This is a genomic window from Streptomyces sp. Ag109_O5-1 (assembly GCF_003814875.1).
Lineage (GTDB): Bacteria > Actinomycetota > Actinomycetes > Streptomycetales > Streptomycetaceae > Streptomyces > Streptomyces sasae.
Map to the genome: position 1 here is coordinate 8,095,273 of NZ_RKQF01000001.1, position 18,498 is coordinate 8,113,770.

The window sequence follows — 18,498 nt, forward strand, 5'->3', positions numbered from 1 at the left end:
CAGTCACCGCTTCCGGTAAAGGGAGGGACGTGACCACGTGGAAAGAGCGCCATGACGCAGCTGTCCGGGAGCAGGACATCGCCTGGAAGGCGTACCTGGAAGCAACCGCCGCCCGGGCCCAAGCCCTACTCGACGGCACCGCCGTTCTCGGCACCCAAGCCGCCGTAGCGCGAGAGCTCGGCGTCAGCCGAGCCGTCGTCAACCGAGCCATCAAGGCGCTGGAGAAGAGCCAGCAAAGGCCGTAGCGCCGCACCTCACAACTGAAGACGGCCCAAGGCCGGGATTGCCGTCCCAGCCAAGGGCCTGACCGCACCGCCTACCTGCCAACACAGGAGGAGATCCGGCTATGGCCGATCTTGCCATGCCCGCGTCCTCGCGCGGCACCACCCAGCCCCGCCGGCTCATCGCCGCGGGCATCATCCGCCGCAGCCCCGGCCGCACCCTCACCGTGCGCGTCACCGAGGCCGGCGTCACCGGCAGCATCCGCAAGGCGGGTGCCCGATGAGCCTCCGAGACCTGCCCGTGTTCGGGCCGACCGAGGTGCTCGACGACGAGGGCATCACGCCCGAGGTCATCGTCCGCACCGACGTCGCCCTGTCCCGCGAGCAGCTGGCCGCCGCCCTCGGGATCGCCTTCAGCGACATCGCAGCCGACCAGGACCCCGAGCAGCTGACCGTCCTGCAGACGCGCACCGAGATCGAAGGCATGCTCACCGCCGGCGGCATCGTCAGCATCGACAACCTGCTCGCCCGCGACCAGGACACGGAGTTCACCGCCGAGCGGCGGGCCGTCATGGACGCGCTCCGGCGGGCTGTCGACCGCGCCTACCCGGCCGACACGTCCGAGCGTCCCCCCGTCCACAAGCAAGACCCGCGCTACCGCGAGGGCACCGTCACCCTCGACACCGTCGACCACGGCGAGGTCACCGTCGACGAGCCCGCCTGGTGCATCGGCCACGACGACGACACCGTCGGGTACCTCGCAGACGTCACCCACAACGGTGCGCCCGTCACCGCCCCCATCGTGACCGGCCGCTACGGGCCGTCGAAGATCATGACCGCGCGCATCAGCCACGCACCCCACGCCGTCGAGCTGCCCGAACCGTTCCCCCTGCTGTCCGTCGAACTCGACGCGCATGGCGACCTCGACCCCGCCGACGGCCACAACCTCGCCCGCGCCCTGCGCCTCGCCGCCGTCCGCGTCGAGCGCCTGGTCGCCGAGCTCGAAGCCGTGCGGAGGGCCGAGCAGTGAGCATCCGCGACCGCATCCGCGACGCCGTGTACAACGCGGCCACCACCGACGACGGCGAACCGGCAGGCGCCCGCCGCGCCACGACAGCGGCCTCTGTCCTCGCGCAAGCGGCGTCCAACCACGGACACGCCACTACGGCCGCCGCCGTCTCCGTACTCGGCGCCGCCGCCGTGGCCGCCGAGGGCGCCCTCACCGGCTTCGTCTATCCGCCCGGCGAATACGCCACGTTCCGCGAGGAAGACCAGTGACCACCAGAAAACTCACCTGGGGCCAAGGCCTCGTCCTCGGCGTGGCCTCCGTCGCCATCGTCGTCGTCGGCGGGGTCGGCGCCTGGGGCACGTACACCAACGCGGTCTCGGCGTTCCACCGCCAGGCGACCGCGGCCGGTGTCGTCGCCGCCGGCGAAGGCCTCACCCTGATCCTCGCCCTGATCATGCTGGGGCGGACCATGCTGAACATGCCGTCCCCGGCCGTGGTCCGCGGCGGCATGTGGCTCGCCCCGCTCTCCGCCAGCTGCATCGGCCTCGCCATCGCCACCGGCACCCGCGAGGCCGCCGTGTATGCGGTCACCCCGCTGGCCATGTCCGGTGCCGCCGAAGGGCTGGGGCTGATTGCCCGCTCGATCGTCGTCTACCGCACCGGCGTGGACGCCGAGGTGATCCGCCGCAACGCGGACGTCGCCCGGCAGCTCGCCTACCAGCGGGCCGTGGCCGACGGGCATCCCGGCGAGTGGCGGCAGAAGCTCGCCAAGCGCCGGTACTGGCGGCTCGCGAAGTACGTGGGCGTCGGTGACGCCGAGCTCGGCGCCGGCCTCGTCGACGTCCAGCGCGTCCGGGTCCGTGACGGAGCTGATGCGGCCCTCGCGTCCATGTACGGCGTTGCGACTCCGCCCGACGGAGCCGCAACGCCCGCCCCACCCGTACCCAAGTCGGTGTTCGCGACGGACATCCTGCGGGCCCGGTTCGCTGGGATGGACCCGGCCGACGCGATCCGCGTTGCGGCCGACGCGCGCCCCGATGCGGACGCTGTCGAACTCGCCACGATCCTCGGCACCTACGGCGTGAACGTCGACCCCGTCGCGGTCGCCCTGGTCCTCGCCGAGCAGCCTGCCCAGTACACCGTCGACCGACCCGATGCGGGCGTTGCGCACCAGGTCAGAGAGCTGGACGCGCTCAGCCCCCAGGCCGCCGTCGAGGAAGCCGCAACCGTCCTCGGCCCGGACGCAACAGCCCGCGAGATCGCTGAGCACCTGAAGCAGACCAGACGCCTGGTCCTGCCCGAGAACCACATCCGCACAGCCCTCTCGCGGGCCGCGAAGAAGACCGAGCCCGAGACCACTGCAACGCCCCGCAACACCGACATGGAAGGCGGCTACGCCTGATGCGCGCACTCCTCGCGGGCGCCCTCCTCGGGCTCCTCCTGCTCTTCTTCCCGTCCGTCGTCACCCTCATCGGCGCCGTGCTCGTGGCGGCCGCGGTCAAGGCCGTACCGCACGCGCTCCTCCTCGCTCTGCTGGCCCGCACGGTCGCGCCCCGGATGCGGAGGTGGGCGCGATGACCGAGCCGTCCAACGTCCCGGAGCAGTACCGGACCTACGTGGTCCCGGCCCCGGAGCAGGCCCCGGCGCACCACCGGCCGCCGAACGTCCTCTACGACGACCGCGGCCGGCCGGTCCACTTCACCATCGGGCAGCCCCCGCCGCCGATCGTCGTCCAGGCCCCGCTCCAGCAGGGCATGGACCCCGCCGTACAGCGGCTGATCATCATCACGTTCCTGATCCTCGCCGTGGTCGTCGTCTGCACCGCGTGCGTGTGCGCGGTCGTCGTCCTGGTCGGCGGCACCCTCATGGGCATCATCGGGACCGTCTCCGCGAACCTCCCGCTCGTCGGCGTCTCCCTGGCCGGGGTGATCCTCGCCGCCGGATGGGCCGCCTCCAAGGTCCGGCCCGTCGTGAAGCGGAAGGCCGACTGACCTGCCCTTCCGTCCCCCGCCAACTGTTGCCCGCCCAGCAACGGTTGCGGGGGCGCGGTGGGGCCGGACCGACCGGCCCGCAACCAGGAGGAACCCATGGACCTGTTCAGGAAGAACGAGACCGGCCAGCCCTGCCAGGCCTGCGGCCACGCGACGACACCCGAGGATCCCGCCGTCCGCACCAAGGACAGCAACGCCCGCATCCACAAGAGCCACACCACCACCCCCGGCAACGGCTTCTACGGCGAGAAGACCAAGCGCTGACCGAGGGGAACTCCCGTGAAGAAGACCACCGCACAGCAGATCGCCGACTACCAGCGGGGGGCCGCCCGGTCCCGCGCCCTCCAGCTGCGCATGCAGGCCGACGGCCAGACCGTCGCCGCGGAGATCGCCGCCGAATCGGTCGACGCGAACCTCGACGCCATCAACACCCTCACCGCCATTGAGCAGGGAGACCAGCAGTGAACCGCGAACAGCACCTCACCGCCGCCACCGAGGCCCTCGCCAAGGCCGGCCGGATCGCCGACACCGCCGAGCACCTCACCCGCGGCAGCGCCCGGCACGCCGAGGGCTTCCACCTCGCCGCCGTCGGCACCCTCTACAACGACGTAGCCCGCACCCACCTTGAGCTGGCCCGTGAGCTGGCCGAGGACGCCCCGGAGCAGGCCGATGCCTGAGCCGAAACTCACCCTCACCGACCGGCTGGCCATCGCCCGGATCGAGGCCCGCGGGATCCGCCGCGCGGCCGCCGGCATCCTCCACCAGCCGGACATCGACCGCGATATCGAGCGGGTGAAGGAACGCGCCCGCAACCGCAAGCCCAAGTAGCTCTGCCCCGGGGACGGCGTCCTGCCTGCAAGCCGTCGCCGTCCCCGGGCCCCGGACCGCCCATCAGAACGACCGGAGAGAACAGAATGTCCGAGACCACCGTCGATCTCCACAAGGACACTCCCGAGGACGCCCAGGACGCGCCTGCCCCGCAGCCGTCCGGCGACCGTCCCGAGGCGTCCCGGCCACGCCGCCGGATCCGTATCGACTCGCTGCGCCGCGTCTTCGTCGACACCCGCCAGCACGACACCTACCGGTTCACCGTCCGCCACGGCGCCTACCTGTGGGGCGGCACCCGCATCCTCGCCCGCCGCGCCTGGGAAGCCCGCACCACTGCCATCCACCACCGCATGATGCGGATCGCCGAGGCCTCCGGGAACGAGGAGCTGCTCCGCACCTGGGAGCAGCGCGCCTACGCCTACCGGTTCGCCCGGCACAAGCGGCGCATGGACCTGCTGCAGATGGCCGTCAACCTGCCCAAGGCCATCGCATCCGCCCTCGTCGGCGCCGCCGGGCTCCTGCTGGTCATCGGCATCATGATGGCCGCCCACAGCCACGACATCACCGACGTCCTCACCCCGATCAACGCCGCCGTCCAGTTCGTCTCCTGGGTCGCGTTCCTCGCCAGCATCATCTGGCAGCCGCTGCTGTACTCGCTGCCAGCCCTCGCCCTGGCCGGCGCCTGGGCCGTCGGCCGTAGCCAGAAAGCAGCACCCACCTGGGCACTCCCCGCCGACCAGAGCGAGCAGGGCGTCATCCCCGACGAGAACGCCATCATGCGCGCCCTGGGCAAGCTGTCCATCCCGCAGATGAACGCGGCCATCAAGGAGGGCTGGCAGCCCCGTTGGGTGCAGCCGACGACCCGTCTCGGCAACGGCTACCACACGCAGCTCCAGCTGCCGATGGGCGTCACCGTCGAGATGGTCAACGCCAAGAAGAACGTCCTCGCCCACAACCTCATGCGCAAGCCCGTCGAGACATGGCCGACCGAGCCGCCCAACCAGCCTGGCGTCCTCGACCTGTGGGTGGCCGACCAGGGATCCCTGAACGGCGCGGTCCCGGACTGGCCCCTGCTGCACGAAGGCACCACCGACTACTTCAAGGGCGTCCCCGTCGCCGTGTCCCAGCGCGGTGAACCGATCATCGGCAAGCTCATGGCCGCGAACTGGATCGTCGGCGGAATCATGGGCTCGGGCAAAACGTCCATCGTCGTCTCCCTGCTGCTCGGGGCGATCCTGGATCCGCTGGTCATCGCCGAGGTGTACGTGATGGCCGCGAACGTGGACTACGACCCGCTCCGGCCCCGACTGCGGAACCTGGTCAAGGGCGACGACCCCGAGGAACTCCGAGCCGCCCTCGACGCGCTGCGCGGCCTGGCCAACGAGGTGACCGAGCGGGGCAAGCTCCTCGAGGAACTCGGCGGCGACTCGACCAAGCTGACCCGCGAACTCGCCCTGCGTGACCCGCGGATGCGGCCCAAGGTCGTCGTCTTCGACGAGTGCCACGAACTGTTCATGAACAAGGAGTACGGAAAAGAGGCCGCTGAGCTGGCCATTCGCGTGATGAAGAAAGCCCGGAAGGTAGGCATCACCCTCATCTGGGTCACCGTCTCCCCGACCGCCGACAGCATTCCGCGCGACGTCACCCGCAACACCTCCCACCGGGTGGCGTTCGCGGTCGGCGACCAGGTCGCCAACGATGGCCTGCTCGGCTCCGGCAAGTACAAGGCCGGCATCCGCGCCACCGAACTCGTGCCCGGCCAGGACGTCGGCACCGCCGTCACCTACGGCTTCACCTCCAAGCCGTTCGAGATCATCCGGTCCCACTACGTCCAGCGGGACGCCGAGCGTGGCATCGACGAGGTGACGCCGGTCGTCGAGCGCGCCATGGCCCTGTACGAGGGCGGTCCGGCCGACGCCCCCGCATTCACCCCCGTCGACCACCTCGCCGACATCGCCACCGTCCTCGGCCACGAACCGAAGATGCTCACCCAGGACGTCCTGCGCGGCCTCCAGGACCTCAACCCGGTCGAGTACGGCGCCTGGACGTTCCGGAACCTGCGGAGCGTCCTGGACGACGCCGGACACGGCGAGTACAAGACCAACGGCGGCCGCCAGCACGTCAGTCTCGACCGCATCCTGGACGCCATCGCCGCCCGCGACGACGACACCGAACCCGAGGGAGGCACCGAAGACTGAGGGAGATCTCCCTACCCGCCTCCCCACCCTGCCTCCCTGTACACGACCTGCGGAAATGGCCAATCAGGGAGGTAAGGGAGGCAACATCACCAAGGCGCGAGAACCCGGAAACAGGCCCCTCTTGATCCCTGCCCGCGCCTCCCTCCCCACCACCATACGAAGGAGCCACCATGGGTTACGCGCACTACACCATCAGCCGCAACGGCGAAGAGATCGAGGCCGGGTACGCAGTCGAGACGGTCTGCGAGAAGACCGGCTGCAAGGAGCAGATCGACCGCGGCCTCGCCCACCTATGCGGTGCCACCCCCGGCGGAGACGAGTACGGCTGCGGCGGCTACTTCTGTGCCGAGCACCTTCTCGGCGCCCCCGTCCCCGAAGCGTCCGGCCAGTGCGAGCCGTGCAGCAAGCGGTACGACGCCGAGCACCCGGAGGACCTCACGGCAGCCCCATGATGGGGTCATGCACCAGCTCTACGCCCGCCCCGGCCACCTCACCGCCGCACAGACCCGCCAGGCCCTCGGCATCAGCGCCGGCGCCCTCCGCAACCTTGTCCTCCGCAAGCAGCTGCGCCGCACCGGCGGCAGCGAGCGATACCCCGAGTTCGCCGCCGCGGACGTCGCCGCCCTCGCCGCGAAACGCGCTGATCGCGCTACCGCTTGACCGCAGGTCAGACCCTGTGTGACGATCCGCCTGTACAACCATGCCCGCACACAGGCATCACAAGACGCACACGAAGCCCCGGTCTCGGTTCCCCCGGCCGGGGCTTCGTCGTGCCCGGCGACGGCGCGGAGACCGGGTCACGACCGGAGGCGCGGGAGAGGGCAACCCGCCCGCGCCGTCGCCGTCCATCCACGGAGGCGCCATGCCCACCACGATCACGGCGCCCCGCAGCGCCGCCGAGGCCGCACACCAGCTCGCCCGCGAAGGCAAGCACGTCCACCTCGTCTCCGACGGACACAGCACCTGCCTCAAAGGCTGCTGCGGACCCGCGCCCCTCGAACTCCCCGCCGCCACCCGCGAACGGGCTCAGTACACCCGACTCGCCATGGTCTACGGCATCAGCCGCCTCTGACCGCCAGCCGCCCACGAGGAGGTGCCGCATGCCTCTCCCATCCGGCATGGCCACCGTCACCCTGGTCGGCGACTACACCCACCCCGACGGCACCGCGATGGTCGGCCACGTCCGCCTCGAACCCACCGCCGGCCGCTTGGTCGCCGCCGACACCGGCATCACCGTCCAGGGCCCAGCCCGCGCCGACTTCGACACCACCGGCCACGTGACCATCACCGCGGTCGCCAACGACGCAGACGGCATCAACCCATCCGGCGGCACCTACCAGCTCACCCTCACCTTCTACGACGCCGACACCGTCAGCTTCCCGGTCCGGCTCCTGAAAGCCACGCCCACCCAGAAGATCGCCCAACTCACCCCCGTCACCGCCGACGACGGCAACTACCTCATCGTGCAAGGGCCGGCCGGACCCGCAGGACCAGCCGGACCGACCGGCGCAACGGGAGCAACCGGAGCAACGGGCGCCACTGGACCGGCCGGAGCAGGTGGAGCCCAAGGACCCGCCGGCCCCAAGGGCGACACCGGAGCACAAGGACCCGCCGGTACGTCAGCAACCATCCGCACAGCCGACGTGCGGCTCACCCCAGGCGACATCACGCTGGCCGCAGCCGCCTCATGGACCGTCGTGACGTCCGGGGCAACTCCACTGGCAGCATCGGTCACGGCCGCCATCGGAGACCGGCTCCAGATCGCACCGTCCTTCATGCGTACCGGCTCCGGCTCCTTCCTCGACCTGGTGATCCTGACGTCCGCAGGTGCGATCTCCCGCTACCTCGGAACCGACTCAGCCACACCGCTACCCGAAGGCCACCCGTCCTACTACCCGCAGGCCTCCAGCTTCCCCGGAGTACCGGGCACCATGCAGATCGTCGTCGGCGCCGGCGAGATCGACGGCAGCGGAAAGGCCACCATCGCGCTGGCCTACCAAGGCTCGGGCGGCGAGACGATCTACGCAGGGACCACATATCCCTGGTACATGCTCCTCACCAACTTCGGCCCCGAACCGGCCTAGCCTTCAGGAGGTAGCGACCATGGACAAGGTCCAGTTCGCCCGCCGGTTCGTCATCCGCCAGCCCGGGCAGCAGGACATCCACGGGGTGGCCTTCCCCTCCGGCATCGTCCTCTACGACCAGCCCGGCATCGGACTCGAAGCCGCCACCAGCATCGACCACGTGCGCCTCGCCACACTCGACGCCACCGTGGCAGACACAGACGAGGCGATAGTCCACTGGGCCGAGGAAGCCGACGCCCATGCGGTCGGCTGACCCTACACACGCGCAGCCCTTGGCCAGCACGACACGAGCACGCAGTTGGTGGTGAACAGTGGCTCGATCAGGCAACACAACCGCATCTGGTTACGGCTACGAACATCAGCAGCTCCGCAAGGCCCTGCTGGCCGAGGCCTATGGACAGGCCTGCGTGCACTGCAAGCTGGTGATGCTGCCCGGCCAGAAGCTCGACCTCGACCACACTGCCGACCGCACCGGCTATCGCGGCATGGCCCACGCATCGTGCAACCGATCCGACGGCGCGCGACGCGGCAACGCGAAACGTCGCAGGTCAAGCACCCTGAAGACGTCCGAGTCCTGGTGAGCGCGGTGCCGAGGGCGCGGCGGGCCTGGGTAGGGGGGCGGGGTTCTGACGTGATCATGGTCGGACCCTGACCCCGCCCCCAGTCAGGATTTCTCTCCCCGTGAAATGACGTAGCGGCACACGCAAGATCACCCCGCGCGCCACATTCGGCTCGAAGGGTTGCGGGATTCGGTGTCGGCCGCGTGCCTGCGTCCCGGTTTCCCGGTGGGCTCCGCCTGACCTGCAATCCATGTTTCCGCAGGTCAGACCCCACGTCAAGTGTCCGGGGGTCGAGATGAGGAAGAAATGCGAGGCCTGCGGAGAGCCCTTCGAGGCGAAGCGGAGCACGGCGAAGTACTGCTCGAACGGGTGCCGCGTACAGGCACAGCGCGGTGCCGCTAACAGCCCACACAAGGGCACGAGCACGGTCGTGGCGTTCGAGCTCGCCTCCGTCCCGCCGGGTGAGGACCGGCCTCGGAGGCTGGGCCCGCTCGAGCAGCAGGCTCAGGCCGAGCTGGAGTCGTTCGGCCGTGCCGACACGCTGGCCGGCGGCGTGGTCCTCGCGCTGGCCCGCCGCCTCGACCAGGCCGGGCCGATGGACACCGGATCCGGTTTCGCCGCCCTGGCGAAGGAGTTGCGGGCCGCGATGACGGTCGCGCTGGCAGGCGCCGAGCAGGAGGCGGACCCGATCGACCAGGTGAGGAAGCAGCGTGAGCAAAAGCAGCGCGGCCGGGCTCGTTAGGCCCACCTTCTCCTGGGTGCCTCCGCACGTGGACACCTACGGCCCCCAGGTGGCGAAGCTGTGTGAGCTGGCGAAGTTCCCGCCGGATCCCGAGCAGCAGCTGATCCTGGACGCGTTGTTCGCGGTGGGCGAGGACGACAGGGCGGTGGCGCTGGAGAACGCCGTCGTCGTGGGCCGGCAGAACCTGAAGACGGGCGTACTGAAGCAGGCGGCGATCGGCTGGCTGTTCCTGACGGATCAGCGGCTGGTGGTGTGGAGCGCGCACGAGTTCCGGACGGCTCAGGAGGCCTTCCGGGACATGGAAGAACTCATCATGGGCACGCCGTCGTTCGCCCGGCGGGTCAAGGACATTCACCGTGGGAACGGTGACGAGGCGATCGAGCTGTTCGGGGACAGGCGGCTGATTTTCAAAGCGAGGACGAACTCGGGTGGCCGTGGCCTGTCCGGTGACAAGGTCATTCTCGACGAGGGATTCGCGCTTCAGCCCGCCCACATGGGCAGCCTGTTCCCGACTCTGGCAGCCCGCCCGGACCCGCAGGTGGTGTACGCCTCCTCGGCGGGGAAGGTCGAATCATCCGTCCTGCGCGGCATCCGGGACCGCGGGCGGCCCGGCGGCGAGGAACAGCTGGCGTACTTCGAGTGGTGTGCTCCGCCGCCCAAGGAGGCGTGCAAGGACGGCGAGGAGTGCACGCACGCCCTGGACGCCGAGGGCTGCGGCTGCGACAACATGCAGCTGGTGAAGGCGGCCAACCCGGCGATCGGGCGCCGCATCACGGTGACCTACGTGCGCGGCGAGCGGCGTGCGCTGCCGCCGGCCGAGTACGCCCGGGAGCGGATGGGCTGGTGGGACGACCCGCTGGTCCTGGAGAACCCGATCAAACCGGCCGACTGGACGGCATGCCTCGATGAGGAGTCCCGGCGTACCGGGTCGGTGGCTCTGGCCGTGGACATCACGCCGGACCGGTCGCTGGCCAGCATCGCAGTGGGCGGCCGCCGCGAGGACGGCCGGGTCCACGGCGAGGTGATCGAACACCGGGCCGGTACCGGCTGGGTGGTGGCACGGCTGGTGGAGCTGTTCCAGACGATCCAGCCGACTCCGGTCGCGCTGGTCATCGACCCGGCGGGCCCGGCCGGCTCGCTGGAGAAGGTGCTCCTGGAGAAGGGCTTCACGACGGAGAAGGACCCGGTGGCCGGGAAGTGGCGGCTGCACTTCGTGGGCTCGCGCGAGTACGCGCAGGCGTGCGGGGCGCTCGCGGACGACATCGCCAACGGCCAGTTCCGGCACATCGGCCAAGCGCCGCTGGACACGGCCGTGGACGGCGTGCAGACCCGGCCGCTGGCCGAGGCGTGGGCGTGGTCGCGGCCGAAGAGCGGGGCGCCGATCCCGCCGCTGGTGGCGGTCACCCTGGCTCGCCACGGTCACGCAACTTTCGGTGTCACGGAGCCTGTGGCGCCCTTCGCACTGTGGGGATAGGGAGGCGACGCCATGGCTGTCACCTGGGTTCAGCGGGTACCGGTCGACCGGATCAGCAAGCAGGCCAAGGAGGTCCGGTTCTGGCGGACCGTTGCCACCGTGCTCGCCGGGCTGCTGTGGGGGCTGGGCTGGTGCGCGGCGAAGGCCTGCGCGCTGGTGTGGCTGGCGCTGGCGTGGGCGGTGGCCGCAGTGCGTGTCGGATGGGCGGACGCGCGGCGGCCGGGCCGTGAGAGCGGGGCTGGCTGATGGGGCTGTTGGATCGGATCAACGCACAGCTGGCGCCGCCGCGCCCGAAGAATCTGAGCCTGGACGAGTACGCGTCCTGGTTCTCCTTCGGCGGTACGCAGTACCCGCTGATGCAGACCACGTACTCGCAGCTTGACCAGGAGCGCGTCGCGTGGACTGCCGAATGGGCCGCGAAGACTTCCGGGCCGGTGTTCTCGCTGGTGCTGGCCAGGATGCAGGTTTTCTCTCAGGTCCGGTTTCAGTGGACCCGGTTCCAGGGGTCGCAGCCCGGCGACCTATTCGGGACGCCCGATCTCGCGGTGCTCGAGCAGCCGTGGCCGGGCGGGACGACCGCGGACCTGCTGGCGCGCATGGAATGGGACGCCTCGGCGGCCGGCAACGCCTACATCCGGCGCAAGGCCTCCACTCTGCACCGGCTCAACCCGGCCTGGGTCATCATCGTGCTGGGATCGCAGGAGAACGCCGAAGACCCGTGGGCGGCGGCCGATACGACGGTCGCCGGTTACCTCTACGTACCGCCGGGCGGCCGGCCGCAGTTCTTCCTCCCGTCGCAGATCTGCCACTACGCGCCGCTGCCCGATCCGGACCGCCACTTCCTCGGCATGTCGTGGATCACGCCAGTGCTGCGAGATCTGCAGGGTGACCAGGCGGCGACCGAGCACAAGTACCGGTTCTTCGAGAACGCCGCCACCCCCAACATGGCCATCAAGTTCGACCCGCAGGTGTCGCTGGAGAACGTCAAGGCGTTCAAGGCGCTCCTCGAGGAAGAGCACCGCGGCGCCGCCAACGCGTTCAAGACCCTGTACCTGGGCGGCGGGGGCGACCCGGTGTCGATCGGGTCGTCGTTCAAGGACATGGACTACGCCGTGATCCAGGGGCGCGCCGAGTCGCGTCTGGCGAGCGCGGCCGGTGTCCCCCCGTCGTGGGTGGCGTTCTTCGAGGGCATGCAGGGCTCGACCCTGAACGCCGGCAACTACGACAGCGCGCGCCGCCGGTTCTCCGACGGCACGATGGCGCACCTGTGGGGGAACGCCGCCTCATCGCTGCAACCGATCCTGACGCCGCCGAAGGGCGCGAGTCTCTGGTACGACAACCGGATCCCGTTCATGCGGGAGGACGCGAAAGACCTCGCGACCGTCCAGTCGCAGGAAGCGCAGACGATCGCCGCACTGATCCGGGACGGCTTCATCCCCGAGACGGTGGTCGCCGCGGTCCGCAACAACGACTGGGGGCTGCTCAAGCACTCCGGTCTGACCTCTGTTCAGCTCCTGCCGCCTTCCAGCGGCCAGGAACCGGCACCCGGCTTCTCGCCCGGCACAGCACCCGGGCCCGCACCGGCACCCGCCAACGGGAAGGAAGTGACGCGCCGATGAGGCGTGAGCGAGAGCACCGCGACGGTGCCGGCTGGTACCGCATCGCCAACTCGGCGGGCGACGGCGCACCGGCACAGATCCTGATCTACGACGAGATCGGCATGTGGGGCGTCACCGCCTCCGACTTCATCCGGGACCTGGCCGCCTCGGGGACCGGGCCGGTCGAGGTCCACATCAACTCCGGTGGCGGCGACGTCTTCGAGGCCTACGCCATCTACAACGCGCTCATCTCCCGTACAGGGGTGACCACGGTGGTGGACTCGCTGGCCGCGTCCGCCGCCTCGGTTATCGCCATGGCGGGCGAGCAGCGGTTGATGGCCCGTACCTCGCAGATGATGATCCACGACGCGTCCGCGTGGACCGGCGGGAACGCCGAGGACATGCAGCAGATGGTGGAGCGGCTCCAGACCGTCTCCGACCAGATCGCCGGGATCTACGCCGACACCGCCGGCGGCGAACCGGACCACTGGCGCGGCCTGATGCAGGCCGAGACCTGGTTCACCCCGCAAGAGGCCCTGGACGCGGGCCTGATCACGGGGATTCTCAGCACCACCCGCGAGCCGGCACCGGCCGCCGCGGTATCCCCCGGGACCGGAATCCGCGCGGCGGCAACGACCGCGCCGAACGGCTCACACACGGCGGGTGCGCCCGCGACCGAAGGAGAGGAACAGACCATGCTGCCTGAGGACGAGGGCGCGCTCACCATCGAGGCGCGCCGCAGCCGGATCACCGACATCGGCGGCCGGCTCCAGGACATCGCCGCGCAGTACCCGGCGGCGGTGCTGCCGACCGACACGCAGGCCGAGTGGGACCAGCTGGTCGCCGAGCGGCGCGACCACCAGGCGGCACTCGATGCGGTCGAGGCCCGCAACGCGGTCCTCGCGGACGTCCACGCCGGACGCCCGCAGACCCACGAGGGCCCGCAGACCGCCGCCCAGGGCGGAGGCATGCAGCCGCAGCGTCCGGCCGCTCCGGCGGCGCACTTCAGCCGGGACATCTACGACCTGGCCGCGATCCGCCAGCAGGCCCGTTCGGTGGAGGACCTCCCGGCCCTCTACCGGGACAACGCCATGCGGGCGATCGAGGCCGCGCGCTTCCCGGGATCGAACCGGGAGGACGCGCAGACCAGCGTCGAGCGTCTGCTTGCGACGGTGACCGACGACCGGCAGGGGCTGCTCGCGCGACGGATCCTCGCGACCGGCTCGCCGGGCTACTCGCGCGTGTTCGGGCGTGCGCTGGCCGCGGGCAACCCGGGCGTGCTCGGCGGCCGGGACGCGCAGATCCTCGCGCTCGGCGAGTCCTCGGACGCGGGCGGCGGCTACGCGGTCCCGTTCCAGCTCGACCCCACGATCGTGCTGACGTCCGACGGCGCGACCAACCCGATCCGTTCCATCTCCAGGGTGGAGCGGATCGTCGGCAAGGAGTACGACCTGGTCTCCTCGGCTGGAGTCACGGTGTCGCGTGTCGCCGAGGCCACGCCGGCGACCGACAACTCGCCGACGCTGGCGCAGCCGAAGGTCCGCACCGAGCGCGTCCAGGGGTTCATCCCGTTCTCCGTCGAGCTCGAGGGCGACTGGGTCGCGCTCCAGAGCGAGATGATGCGCCTGCTGACCGACGCCAAGGACATCGAAGAGGCGACGTCCTTCACCACCGGCAACGGCACGGCACCGGCGGCCGGCGGCGTCATCGGCACCCTGCCCGCCGGACAGACCATCAGCACGGCGACCACCAACGTGCTGGCCCTCACCGACCTGTACGGCCTGAAGAACGCCCTGGGACCGCGGTTCCGGTCCCGCGCGCAGTGGATGGCCAACTCGGCGGTCTACGACGTCTGCCGCGGCTTCGGCTCCTCGATCGCCAACATCTGGGCCGAGTCGCTCCAGGTCGGCACCCCCTCGAAGTTCATCGGCTACTCGGTGAACGAGAACTCGCTGATGGACTCGGCGATCGCCACCACCAAGAAGATCGCCCTGTTCGGCGACTTCTCCCAGTACCTGATCGTGGACCAGGCCGGGATGAACATGGAGCTCATCCCGCAGCTGTTCCAGCAGGCGACCGCCGGAAGCGGTGTGGGCATGCCCACCGGCCAGCGCGGCTACTACGCCTGGTGGAGGAACAACGCGGTCATCGTCAACGCGAACGCGTTCCGCCTGCTGAAGGTCCTGTGATGACGGAGATTCTGATGGCCTCGGAATCGGCCGCGATCACGATGGACGGAATCCCGCACATGATCGAGGCGGGCCGCACCCTGGCGCACGCGGACCACGACATCGTGGCAGCGTGCCCGTCGCTGTGGCAGCCGCTCAGGGTGCACTACAGCACGGAACCCGAGACGCCCCCCGTCAGCGAAACGCCGGCGTCCCAGCCCGACGCCAAGCAGGTGCGGGCGTGGGCGGCCGACAACGGCATCGAGGTCTCGCCGAAGGGCAAGATCCCGGACGCGGTCGTCGAGCAGTACCAGGCGGCCCAGACGGAGGCGTGATGTCCATCGTCACGCTCGCCGAGGCCAAGAAGCAGCTGAGGATCGACGTCAGCGACACCAGTGATGACGACGAACTGCAGGAATACGTCGACGCCATCACCGGTGTGGTCGAGGACTACAAGAAGGAGATCATCGAGGCGCGCCAGATCAGCCAGGACCTCGACCTGTGTGGTCGCCGACGGTTCCGGCTGTGGAGAGTGCCAGTGATCTCCCTGGTCTCGATCGCCACGTTCGACGGGTCAACGACGTGGGACGTGGCGAACATGCGGACCGACCCGGAAACGGGACTGGTTCGCGTGCTGTCGGGGCCGCCGGTGTCCGGGGCTGTCGAGGTGGTGTACCAAGCCGGGTACACCACAGTCCCGAACCGGTACAAGCGGGGGGCGCTGGTGATCCTCCAGCACAACTGGGAGACCCAGCGAGGCAAAGGCGGCCCGGTCCGCGGCGGCGTCATCGGCCCCGAGGAAGTCCACCCCAGGTTCTTCTACTCCATCCCACGCAAGGCGCTGGAGTGGCTCGGGGCGCCGAGGCCGGTGGTGGGCTGATGACGACCTCGCGCGTACCGGATCTCATCGACGCGCTCGTGGCGGCGCTCCAGGCCTCCGGTGGCCTGACGGGGGTGAAAGTCGTCGACGGCCCGGTTGTCACCGACTCGGCCGCCGAGGAGTGGGTGTTCGTCGGCTACGACGGCGACCCCGAAGGCGACTTCACAGCGGCCACCGCACAGCAGGAATGGGCGGGCCTCGGCGCCAAGAAGAAGAACGAGGACATCACGGTGACGTGCGCCGTCCTCGTCCAGCGAGGATCCACCGACGTGCGCGCCTGCCGGGTCCGCACCTACGAGGTCCTGGCCGCTGTGGAAAGCGTGCTGCGTGCCGACCCGTCCCTGGGGTTCCCGACGCCGACCGTCTGCGCGGTCACCGAGCACGCCTTCCACCCCGAGCAGACCCCGGACGGCATCCAGGGCCGCCTTCCGTTCACCGTCACCTGCACCACACGAATCTAGGAGAGACCGATGGGCGCTGTACGCCTGCGCAACCTCGGGGAGGCCGTGCACCTGTACGCGCCCCCGGACAGCCCGAACAGCCTGCCCGTGGACAGCGGCCAGGTCATCACCGTCGCCGGTCCCGTGGAGGAGAACGAGGCCGGCGACGCCTACCTGTGCGGTGAGGGCGACGCTCAGCGCGCCTTCCCGAAGTCCCGCTGGGCGGTCGAAGCAACGCCGGCGGCGAAGAAGACCCCGGCGAAGGCCGCCGACGACGAGAAGGGTGACGGCTGATGGCTACCGGCAGCGGTCTCGACGCACAGCTGATGGTGGGCTCGGAAACCACGTGGGGGACCGCGGTCACGCCGGACCACACCTACGAGTTCAATGACGAGTCCTTCAAGTTCGACCCGACGTTCCTCGAGCCGACGGGGCTGCGGGCGGGCACGAAGTACAAGCGGGCGTCCCGGGTGTCGATCTCCCGCAAGAGCGTGTCCGGAGACTTCACCCTGGAACACGCCACGCTCGGCATGGGCCTGCTGTGGAAGCACGCCCTCGCCTCTGCAGTGACGACGCCGACGGCGCTGACGGCGCCGGCCTACGAGCAGGTCCACACGCCGGGGGATTTCCGCGGCAAGGGCCTGACCATCCAGGTGGGCCGGCCCGAGCCGTCCACGGGCACCGTGCGCCCGTTCATGTTCGCGGGCTGCAAGATCGGCCAGTGGGAGTTCACGGTCTCCGACAACGCGATCCCCACGCTGAAGCTGACGGTGGACGGCCGCAGCCAGGACACGACGACCGCGCTGGCTGCCGCCTCGTACCTGTCCGGAGCGAAGGTCTTCAGCTTCGCCAATGCGACCCTGAAGTTGGGCGGCACCGCCACCACGACCAGTGGTAAGACCACGGTGGCCGGGAACACAGCGGCTGCCACGGTCATCACCGAGATGAGCGTGCAGGGGTCCGCCCCGATGGCCGGCGAGAGGTTCGGCATCGGCAACAGCGGGCTGAAGGCCGAGCAGCTGGAGAACGACACCCCGACCATCACCGGCAGCCTCAGCGCCGAGTTCAACAAGACCGAGCTGTACGACCTGTTCACGAACAACACCACAACCGCGATGGTGCTGACCCTGACAGGGAACGCGATCGGCGCCTCGGGCAGCAACGACACCCTGGAGATCATCCTTCCGGCGGTGAAGCTCAAGGGTGCCGCGCCGAACGTCGGCGGTCCGGACATCGTCAGCATGTCCACGGACTTCGAGGTCTACAGCGACGAGACCAACCCGCCCATCCAGGTCCGCATCGTCTCCGCCGACGCGACCCTGTAGCAGGAGGAAACGGCACTGTGTTCAAGCTGACCGTGGAAAACGTCGTCTACGAGTTCGACGGCGATCACCTCCTGCTCGCCGAGGCCCGCGAGATCAAGACGTACACCGGGATGACCCTCCCGAAGTGGTCCCGGGGCATCGACGAGATGGACCCGGACGCCATCCAGTCCCTGATCTACCTGGCGAAGAAGCGCGCCGGGGAGACCCTCAGGTACAGCGACCTGGATTCCCTCGACTTCGCGGACATCGACCTCGAGCCGATGAAAGACGAGGAGGAAGCGGAGGGAGAGCCCAAGGCGTCTCAGGAGGCGGTGGACCCTACGCCGCCTGGCGAGACTGGGACGACCCCGACGCCCGGTACTACCGATACCTCGGACCCTTCGCCTACCACTTCAAGTACACCCCCGGCGACATCGGCCGTCTGACCCTCATCGAGTTCGACATCCTCGCCGACACGTCCGACCAGCTCGCCAAGGAGGGCGGCTCGGACGACTAGGCGGCCGATTCGGGCGGCATCGGGTGGTCGCACTCGGGACAGCGGGCATTGCGTTTCGCCCGCTCGTCCAGCTTCATCAACGTCTGGCCGACGACGAGAAACTCGACGAAGGCCACCAGGACGGCGAACAGGTGTGGGTGCACGAAGCCGGTCTCGGCAGCGGCGACGGGCCACAGCACGATGATTGCAGCACCGTGCACGGTGTCGTCGGCGAACACGTGGGCGGCTGCGACGACCGACATCCCGAGCGTCACCAGGGCGACCACAAAGGCCCACGCGGCCAGCGTGACGAGCCCGGTCTTCTCGACCGGCTTTACCGTCTCGTGGCAGGCGGGGCACTCGCGGCCGGCGTTCTTCGCCAGTCGTCGCTCCGCCTTCTGCTGCTGCTTCAGCTCTCGGATGGCCCACAGCCGGTCCCGGCCGGTCAGCTCCGGATGCTCCCGAGCGACCCTCTCGTACACGTCCTCGTCGTCCATGCGCCGCC

Annotated in this window: 30 protein-coding genes; 29 read left to right on the forward strand and 1 reads right to left on the reverse strand. The window is 69.9% G+C overall.

Features of this window, described 5'->3' with window-relative positions; genetic code table 11:
- The first annotated feature begins 29 nt into the window (after positions 1–29).
- The 29 genes from EDD90_RS36765 (at position 30) to EDD90_RS36885 (ending at position 17,943) form a co-directional block, all read left to right on the forward strand.
- The gene (locus EDD90_RS36765; RefSeq protein ID WP_123977180.1) at positions 30–245 is read left to right on the forward strand and encodes a winged helix-turn-helix domain-containing protein; all 216 of its coding nucleotides are present in this window, start codon (positions 30–32) and stop codon (positions 243–245) included.
- Between the two features lie 101 nt (positions 246–346).
- Positions 347–505, forward strand: coding sequence for a hypothetical protein (locus tag EDD90_RS55840; protein ID WP_185149709.1), 159 nt, complete (start codon positions 347–349; stop codon positions 503–505).
- The gene (locus EDD90_RS36770) at positions 502–1,251 is read left to right on the forward strand and encodes a DUF6907 domain-containing protein (RefSeq protein ID WP_123977182.1); all 750 of its coding nucleotides are present in this window, start codon (positions 502–504) and stop codon (positions 1,249–1,251) included. Before EDD90_RS55840 ends, EDD90_RS36770 begins: the two co-directional genes overlap by 4 nt.
- Entirely contained in the window at positions 1,248–1,499 is a 252-nt protein-coding gene (locus EDD90_RS36775; RefSeq protein ID WP_123977184.1) for a hypothetical protein, read from the forward strand. The genes EDD90_RS36770 and EDD90_RS36775 overlap by 4 nt, the downstream gene beginning before the upstream one ends.
- Complete coding sequence (locus EDD90_RS36780; protein WP_123977186.1) at positions 1,496–2,632, forward strand: hypothetical protein; 1,137 nt, start codon at positions 1,496–1,498, stop codon at positions 2,630–2,632. The genes EDD90_RS36775 and EDD90_RS36780 overlap by 4 nt, the downstream gene beginning before the upstream one ends.
- The gene (locus EDD90_RS55845) at positions 2,632–2,808 is read left to right on the forward strand and encodes a hypothetical protein (protein WP_185149361.1); all 177 of its coding nucleotides are present in this window, start codon (positions 2,632–2,634) and stop codon (positions 2,806–2,808) included. Before EDD90_RS36780 ends, EDD90_RS55845 begins: the two co-directional genes overlap by 1 nt.
- On the forward strand, positions 2,805–3,221 hold the full coding sequence (locus EDD90_RS36785; protein ID WP_260328361.1) for a hypothetical protein: 417 nt from the start codon (positions 2,805–2,807) through the stop codon (positions 3,219–3,221). The genes EDD90_RS55845 and EDD90_RS36785 overlap by 4 nt, the downstream gene beginning before the upstream one ends.
- A 96-nt stretch (positions 3,222–3,317) precedes the next feature.
- The gene (locus EDD90_RS55850) at positions 3,318–3,485 is read left to right on the forward strand and encodes a hypothetical protein (RefSeq protein ID WP_185149362.1); all 168 of its coding nucleotides are present in this window, start codon (positions 3,318–3,320) and stop codon (positions 3,483–3,485) included.
- Positions 3,486–3,500: 15 nt separating this feature from the next.
- Positions 3,501–3,686, forward strand: a complete 186-nt coding sequence (locus tag EDD90_RS36790) for a hypothetical protein (protein ID WP_123977190.1) — start codon at positions 3,501–3,503, stop codon at positions 3,684–3,686.
- Positions 3,683–3,898: a hypothetical protein gene (locus EDD90_RS36795; protein ID WP_123977192.1), complete on the forward strand. Its 216-nt coding sequence runs from the start codon at positions 3,683–3,685 to the stop codon at positions 3,896–3,898. The genes EDD90_RS36790 and EDD90_RS36795 overlap by 4 nt, the downstream gene beginning before the upstream one ends.
- Complete coding sequence (locus tag EDD90_RS55855; RefSeq protein ID WP_185149363.1) at positions 3,891–4,049, forward strand: hypothetical protein; 159 nt, start codon at positions 3,891–3,893, stop codon at positions 4,047–4,049. Before EDD90_RS36795 ends, EDD90_RS55855 begins: the two co-directional genes overlap by 8 nt.
- A gap of 86 nt (positions 4,050–4,135) precedes the next feature.
- Positions 4,136–6,247, forward strand: coding sequence for a zonular occludens toxin domain-containing protein (locus tag EDD90_RS36800; protein WP_123977194.1), 2,112 nt, complete (start codon positions 4,136–4,138; stop codon positions 6,245–6,247).
- Positions 6,248–6,417: 170 nt separating this feature from the next.
- Entirely contained in the window at positions 6,418–6,699 is a 282-nt protein-coding gene (locus tag EDD90_RS36805) for a hypothetical protein (RefSeq protein WP_123977196.1), read from the forward strand.
- A gap of 7 nt (positions 6,700–6,706) precedes the next feature.
- Positions 6,707–6,907, forward strand: a complete 201-nt coding sequence (locus EDD90_RS36810; protein ID WP_123977198.1) for a hypothetical protein — start codon at positions 6,707–6,709, stop codon at positions 6,905–6,907.
- Positions 6,908–7,109: 202 nt separating this feature from the next.
- Positions 7,110–7,319: a hypothetical protein gene (locus EDD90_RS36815; RefSeq protein ID WP_123977200.1), complete on the forward strand. Its 210-nt coding sequence runs from the start codon at positions 7,110–7,112 to the stop codon at positions 7,317–7,319.
- A 28-nt stretch (positions 7,320–7,347) separates the two neighbouring features.
- The gene (locus EDD90_RS55860) at positions 7,348–8,331 is read left to right on the forward strand and encodes a hypothetical protein (RefSeq protein WP_185149364.1); all 984 of its coding nucleotides are present in this window, start codon (positions 7,348–7,350) and stop codon (positions 8,329–8,331) included.
- A 19-nt stretch (positions 8,332–8,350) separates the two neighbouring features.
- A complete protein-coding gene (locus EDD90_RS36825) occupies positions 8,351–8,584 on the forward strand; it encodes a hypothetical protein (protein WP_123977202.1) in 234 nt (77 codons plus the stop codon).
- Between the two features lie 58 nt (positions 8,585–8,642).
- Positions 8,643–8,912 (forward strand): endonuclease domain-containing protein, encoded by a 270-nt coding sequence (locus tag EDD90_RS36830; protein WP_123977204.1) that lies wholly within the window; start codon positions 8,643–8,645, stop codon positions 8,910–8,912.
- Positions 8,913–9,321: 409 nt separating this feature from the next.
- Positions 9,322–9,633: a hypothetical protein gene (locus EDD90_RS36835; RefSeq protein WP_123977206.1), complete on the forward strand. Its 312-nt coding sequence runs from the start codon at positions 9,322–9,324 to the stop codon at positions 9,631–9,633.
- Positions 9,602–11,107 (forward strand): hypothetical protein, encoded by a 1,506-nt coding sequence (locus EDD90_RS36840; RefSeq protein ID WP_123977208.1) that lies wholly within the window; start codon positions 9,602–9,604, stop codon positions 11,105–11,107. The genes EDD90_RS36835 and EDD90_RS36840 overlap by 32 nt, the downstream gene beginning before the upstream one ends.
- 12 nt (positions 11,108–11,119) lie before the next feature.
- Positions 11,120–11,353 (forward strand): hypothetical protein, encoded by a 234-nt coding sequence (locus EDD90_RS36845; RefSeq protein WP_123977210.1) that lies wholly within the window; start codon positions 11,120–11,122, stop codon positions 11,351–11,353.
- Positions 11,353–12,726 carry a phage portal protein gene (locus EDD90_RS36850; RefSeq protein WP_123977212.1) on the forward strand — a complete coding sequence of 458 codons (1,374 nt, stop codon included), beginning with the start codon at positions 11,353–11,355 and terminating at the stop codon, positions 12,724–12,726. Before EDD90_RS36845 ends, EDD90_RS36850 begins: the two co-directional genes overlap by 1 nt.
- Positions 12,723–14,894 (forward strand): head maturation protease, ClpP-related, encoded by a 2,172-nt coding sequence (locus tag EDD90_RS36855; protein WP_123977214.1) that lies wholly within the window; start codon positions 12,723–12,725, stop codon positions 14,892–14,894. The genes EDD90_RS36850 and EDD90_RS36855 overlap by 4 nt, the downstream gene beginning before the upstream one ends.
- The gene (locus EDD90_RS36860; RefSeq protein WP_123977216.1) at positions 14,894–15,208 is read left to right on the forward strand and encodes a histone-like nucleoid-structuring protein Lsr2; all 315 of its coding nucleotides are present in this window, start codon (positions 14,894–14,896) and stop codon (positions 15,206–15,208) included. The genes EDD90_RS36855 and EDD90_RS36860 overlap by 1 nt, the downstream gene beginning before the upstream one ends.
- Positions 15,208–15,753 carry a head-tail connector protein gene (locus EDD90_RS36865; RefSeq protein ID WP_123977218.1) on the forward strand — a complete coding sequence of 182 codons (546 nt, stop codon included), beginning with the start codon at positions 15,208–15,210 and terminating at the stop codon, positions 15,751–15,753. Before EDD90_RS36860 ends, EDD90_RS36865 begins: the two co-directional genes overlap by 1 nt.
- Positions 15,753–16,214 (forward strand): hypothetical protein, encoded by a 462-nt coding sequence (locus EDD90_RS36870; RefSeq protein ID WP_123977220.1) that lies wholly within the window; start codon positions 15,753–15,755, stop codon positions 16,212–16,214. The genes EDD90_RS36865 and EDD90_RS36870 overlap by 1 nt, the downstream gene beginning before the upstream one ends.
- Before the next feature lie 9 nt (positions 16,215–16,223).
- Positions 16,224–16,487, forward strand: a complete 264-nt coding sequence (locus tag EDD90_RS36875) for a hypothetical protein (RefSeq protein ID WP_123977222.1) — start codon at positions 16,224–16,226, stop codon at positions 16,485–16,487.
- Positions 16,487–17,518 (forward strand): phage tail tube protein, encoded by a 1,032-nt coding sequence (locus EDD90_RS36880; protein WP_123977224.1) that lies wholly within the window; start codon positions 16,487–16,489, stop codon positions 17,516–17,518. The genes EDD90_RS36875 and EDD90_RS36880 overlap by 1 nt, the downstream gene beginning before the upstream one ends.
- A 17-nt stretch (positions 17,519–17,535) precedes the next feature.
- Entirely contained in the window at positions 17,536–17,943 is a 408-nt protein-coding gene (locus EDD90_RS36885) for a hypothetical protein (protein WP_123977225.1), read from the forward strand.
- Positions 17,944–18,010: 67 nt separating this feature from the next.
- Here the strand turns inward: EDD90_RS36885 and EDD90_RS36890 are convergent, their stop codons facing one another.
- Positions 18,011–18,490 (reverse strand): hypothetical protein, encoded by a 480-nt coding sequence (locus EDD90_RS36890; protein WP_123977227.1) that lies wholly within the window; start codon positions 18,488–18,490, stop codon positions 18,011–18,013.
- Between the last annotated feature and the right edge of the window lie 8 nt (positions 18,491–18,498).

Coding starts and splice junctions, on each gene's coding strand:
- EDD90_RS55840 (WP_185149709.1), top strand. CDS start 347: ATGGCCGATCTTGCCATGCCCGCGTCCTCGCGCGGCACCACCCAGCCC.
- EDD90_RS36770 (WP_123977182.1), top strand. CDS start 502: ATGAGCCTCCGAGACCTGCCCGTGTTCGGGCCGACCGAGGTGCTCGAC.
- EDD90_RS55845 (WP_185149361.1), top strand. CDS start 2,632: ATGCGCGCACTCCTCGCGGGCGCCCTCCTCGGGCTCCTCCTGCTCTTC.
- EDD90_RS36785 (WP_260328361.1), top strand. CDS start 2,805: ATGACCGAGCCGTCCAACGTCCCGGAGCAGTACCGGACCTACGTGGTC.
- EDD90_RS55850 (WP_185149362.1), top strand. CDS start 3,318: ATGGACCTGTTCAGGAAGAACGAGACCGGCCAGCCCTGCCAGGCCTGC.
- EDD90_RS55855 (WP_185149363.1), top strand. CDS start 3,891: ATGCCTGAGCCGAAACTCACCCTCACCGACCGGCTGGCCATCGCCCGG.
- EDD90_RS36800 (WP_123977194.1), top strand. CDS start 4,136: ATGTCCGAGACCACCGTCGATCTCCACAAGGACACTCCCGAGGACGCC.
- EDD90_RS36805 (WP_123977196.1), top strand. CDS start 6,418: ATGGGTTACGCGCACTACACCATCAGCCGCAACGGCGAAGAGATCGAG.
- EDD90_RS36810 (WP_123977198.1), top strand. CDS start 6,707: ATGCACCAGCTCTACGCCCGCCCCGGCCACCTCACCGCCGCACAGACC.
- EDD90_RS36815 (WP_123977200.1), top strand. CDS start 7,110: ATGCCCACCACGATCACGGCGCCCCGCAGCGCCGCCGAGGCCGCACAC.
- EDD90_RS55860 (WP_185149364.1), top strand. CDS start 7,348: ATGCCTCTCCCATCCGGCATGGCCACCGTCACCCTGGTCGGCGACTAC.
- EDD90_RS36825 (WP_123977202.1), top strand. CDS start 8,351: ATGGACAAGGTCCAGTTCGCCCGCCGGTTCGTCATCCGCCAGCCCGGG.
- EDD90_RS36845 (WP_123977210.1), top strand. CDS start 11,120: ATGGCTGTCACCTGGGTTCAGCGGGTACCGGTCGACCGGATCAGCAAG.
- EDD90_RS36850 (WP_123977212.1), top strand. CDS start 11,353: ATGGGGCTGTTGGATCGGATCAACGCACAGCTGGCGCCGCCGCGCCCG.
- EDD90_RS36855 (WP_123977214.1), top strand. CDS start 12,723: ATGAGGCGTGAGCGAGAGCACCGCGACGGTGCCGGCTGGTACCGCATC.
- EDD90_RS36860 (WP_123977216.1), top strand. CDS start 14,894: ATGACGGAGATTCTGATGGCCTCGGAATCGGCCGCGATCACGATGGAC.
- EDD90_RS36865 (WP_123977218.1), top strand. CDS start 15,208: ATGTCCATCGTCACGCTCGCCGAGGCCAAGAAGCAGCTGAGGATCGAC.
- EDD90_RS36870 (WP_123977220.1), top strand. CDS start 15,753: ATGACGACCTCGCGCGTACCGGATCTCATCGACGCGCTCGTGGCGGCG.
- EDD90_RS36875 (WP_123977222.1), top strand. CDS start 16,224: ATGGGCGCTGTACGCCTGCGCAACCTCGGGGAGGCCGTGCACCTGTAC.
- EDD90_RS36880 (WP_123977224.1), top strand. CDS start 16,487: ATGGCTACCGGCAGCGGTCTCGACGCACAGCTGATGGTGGGCTCGGAA.
- EDD90_RS36890 (WP_123977227.1), bottom strand. CDS start 18,490: ATGGACGACGAGGACGTGTACGAGAGGGTCGCTCGGGAGCATCCGGAG.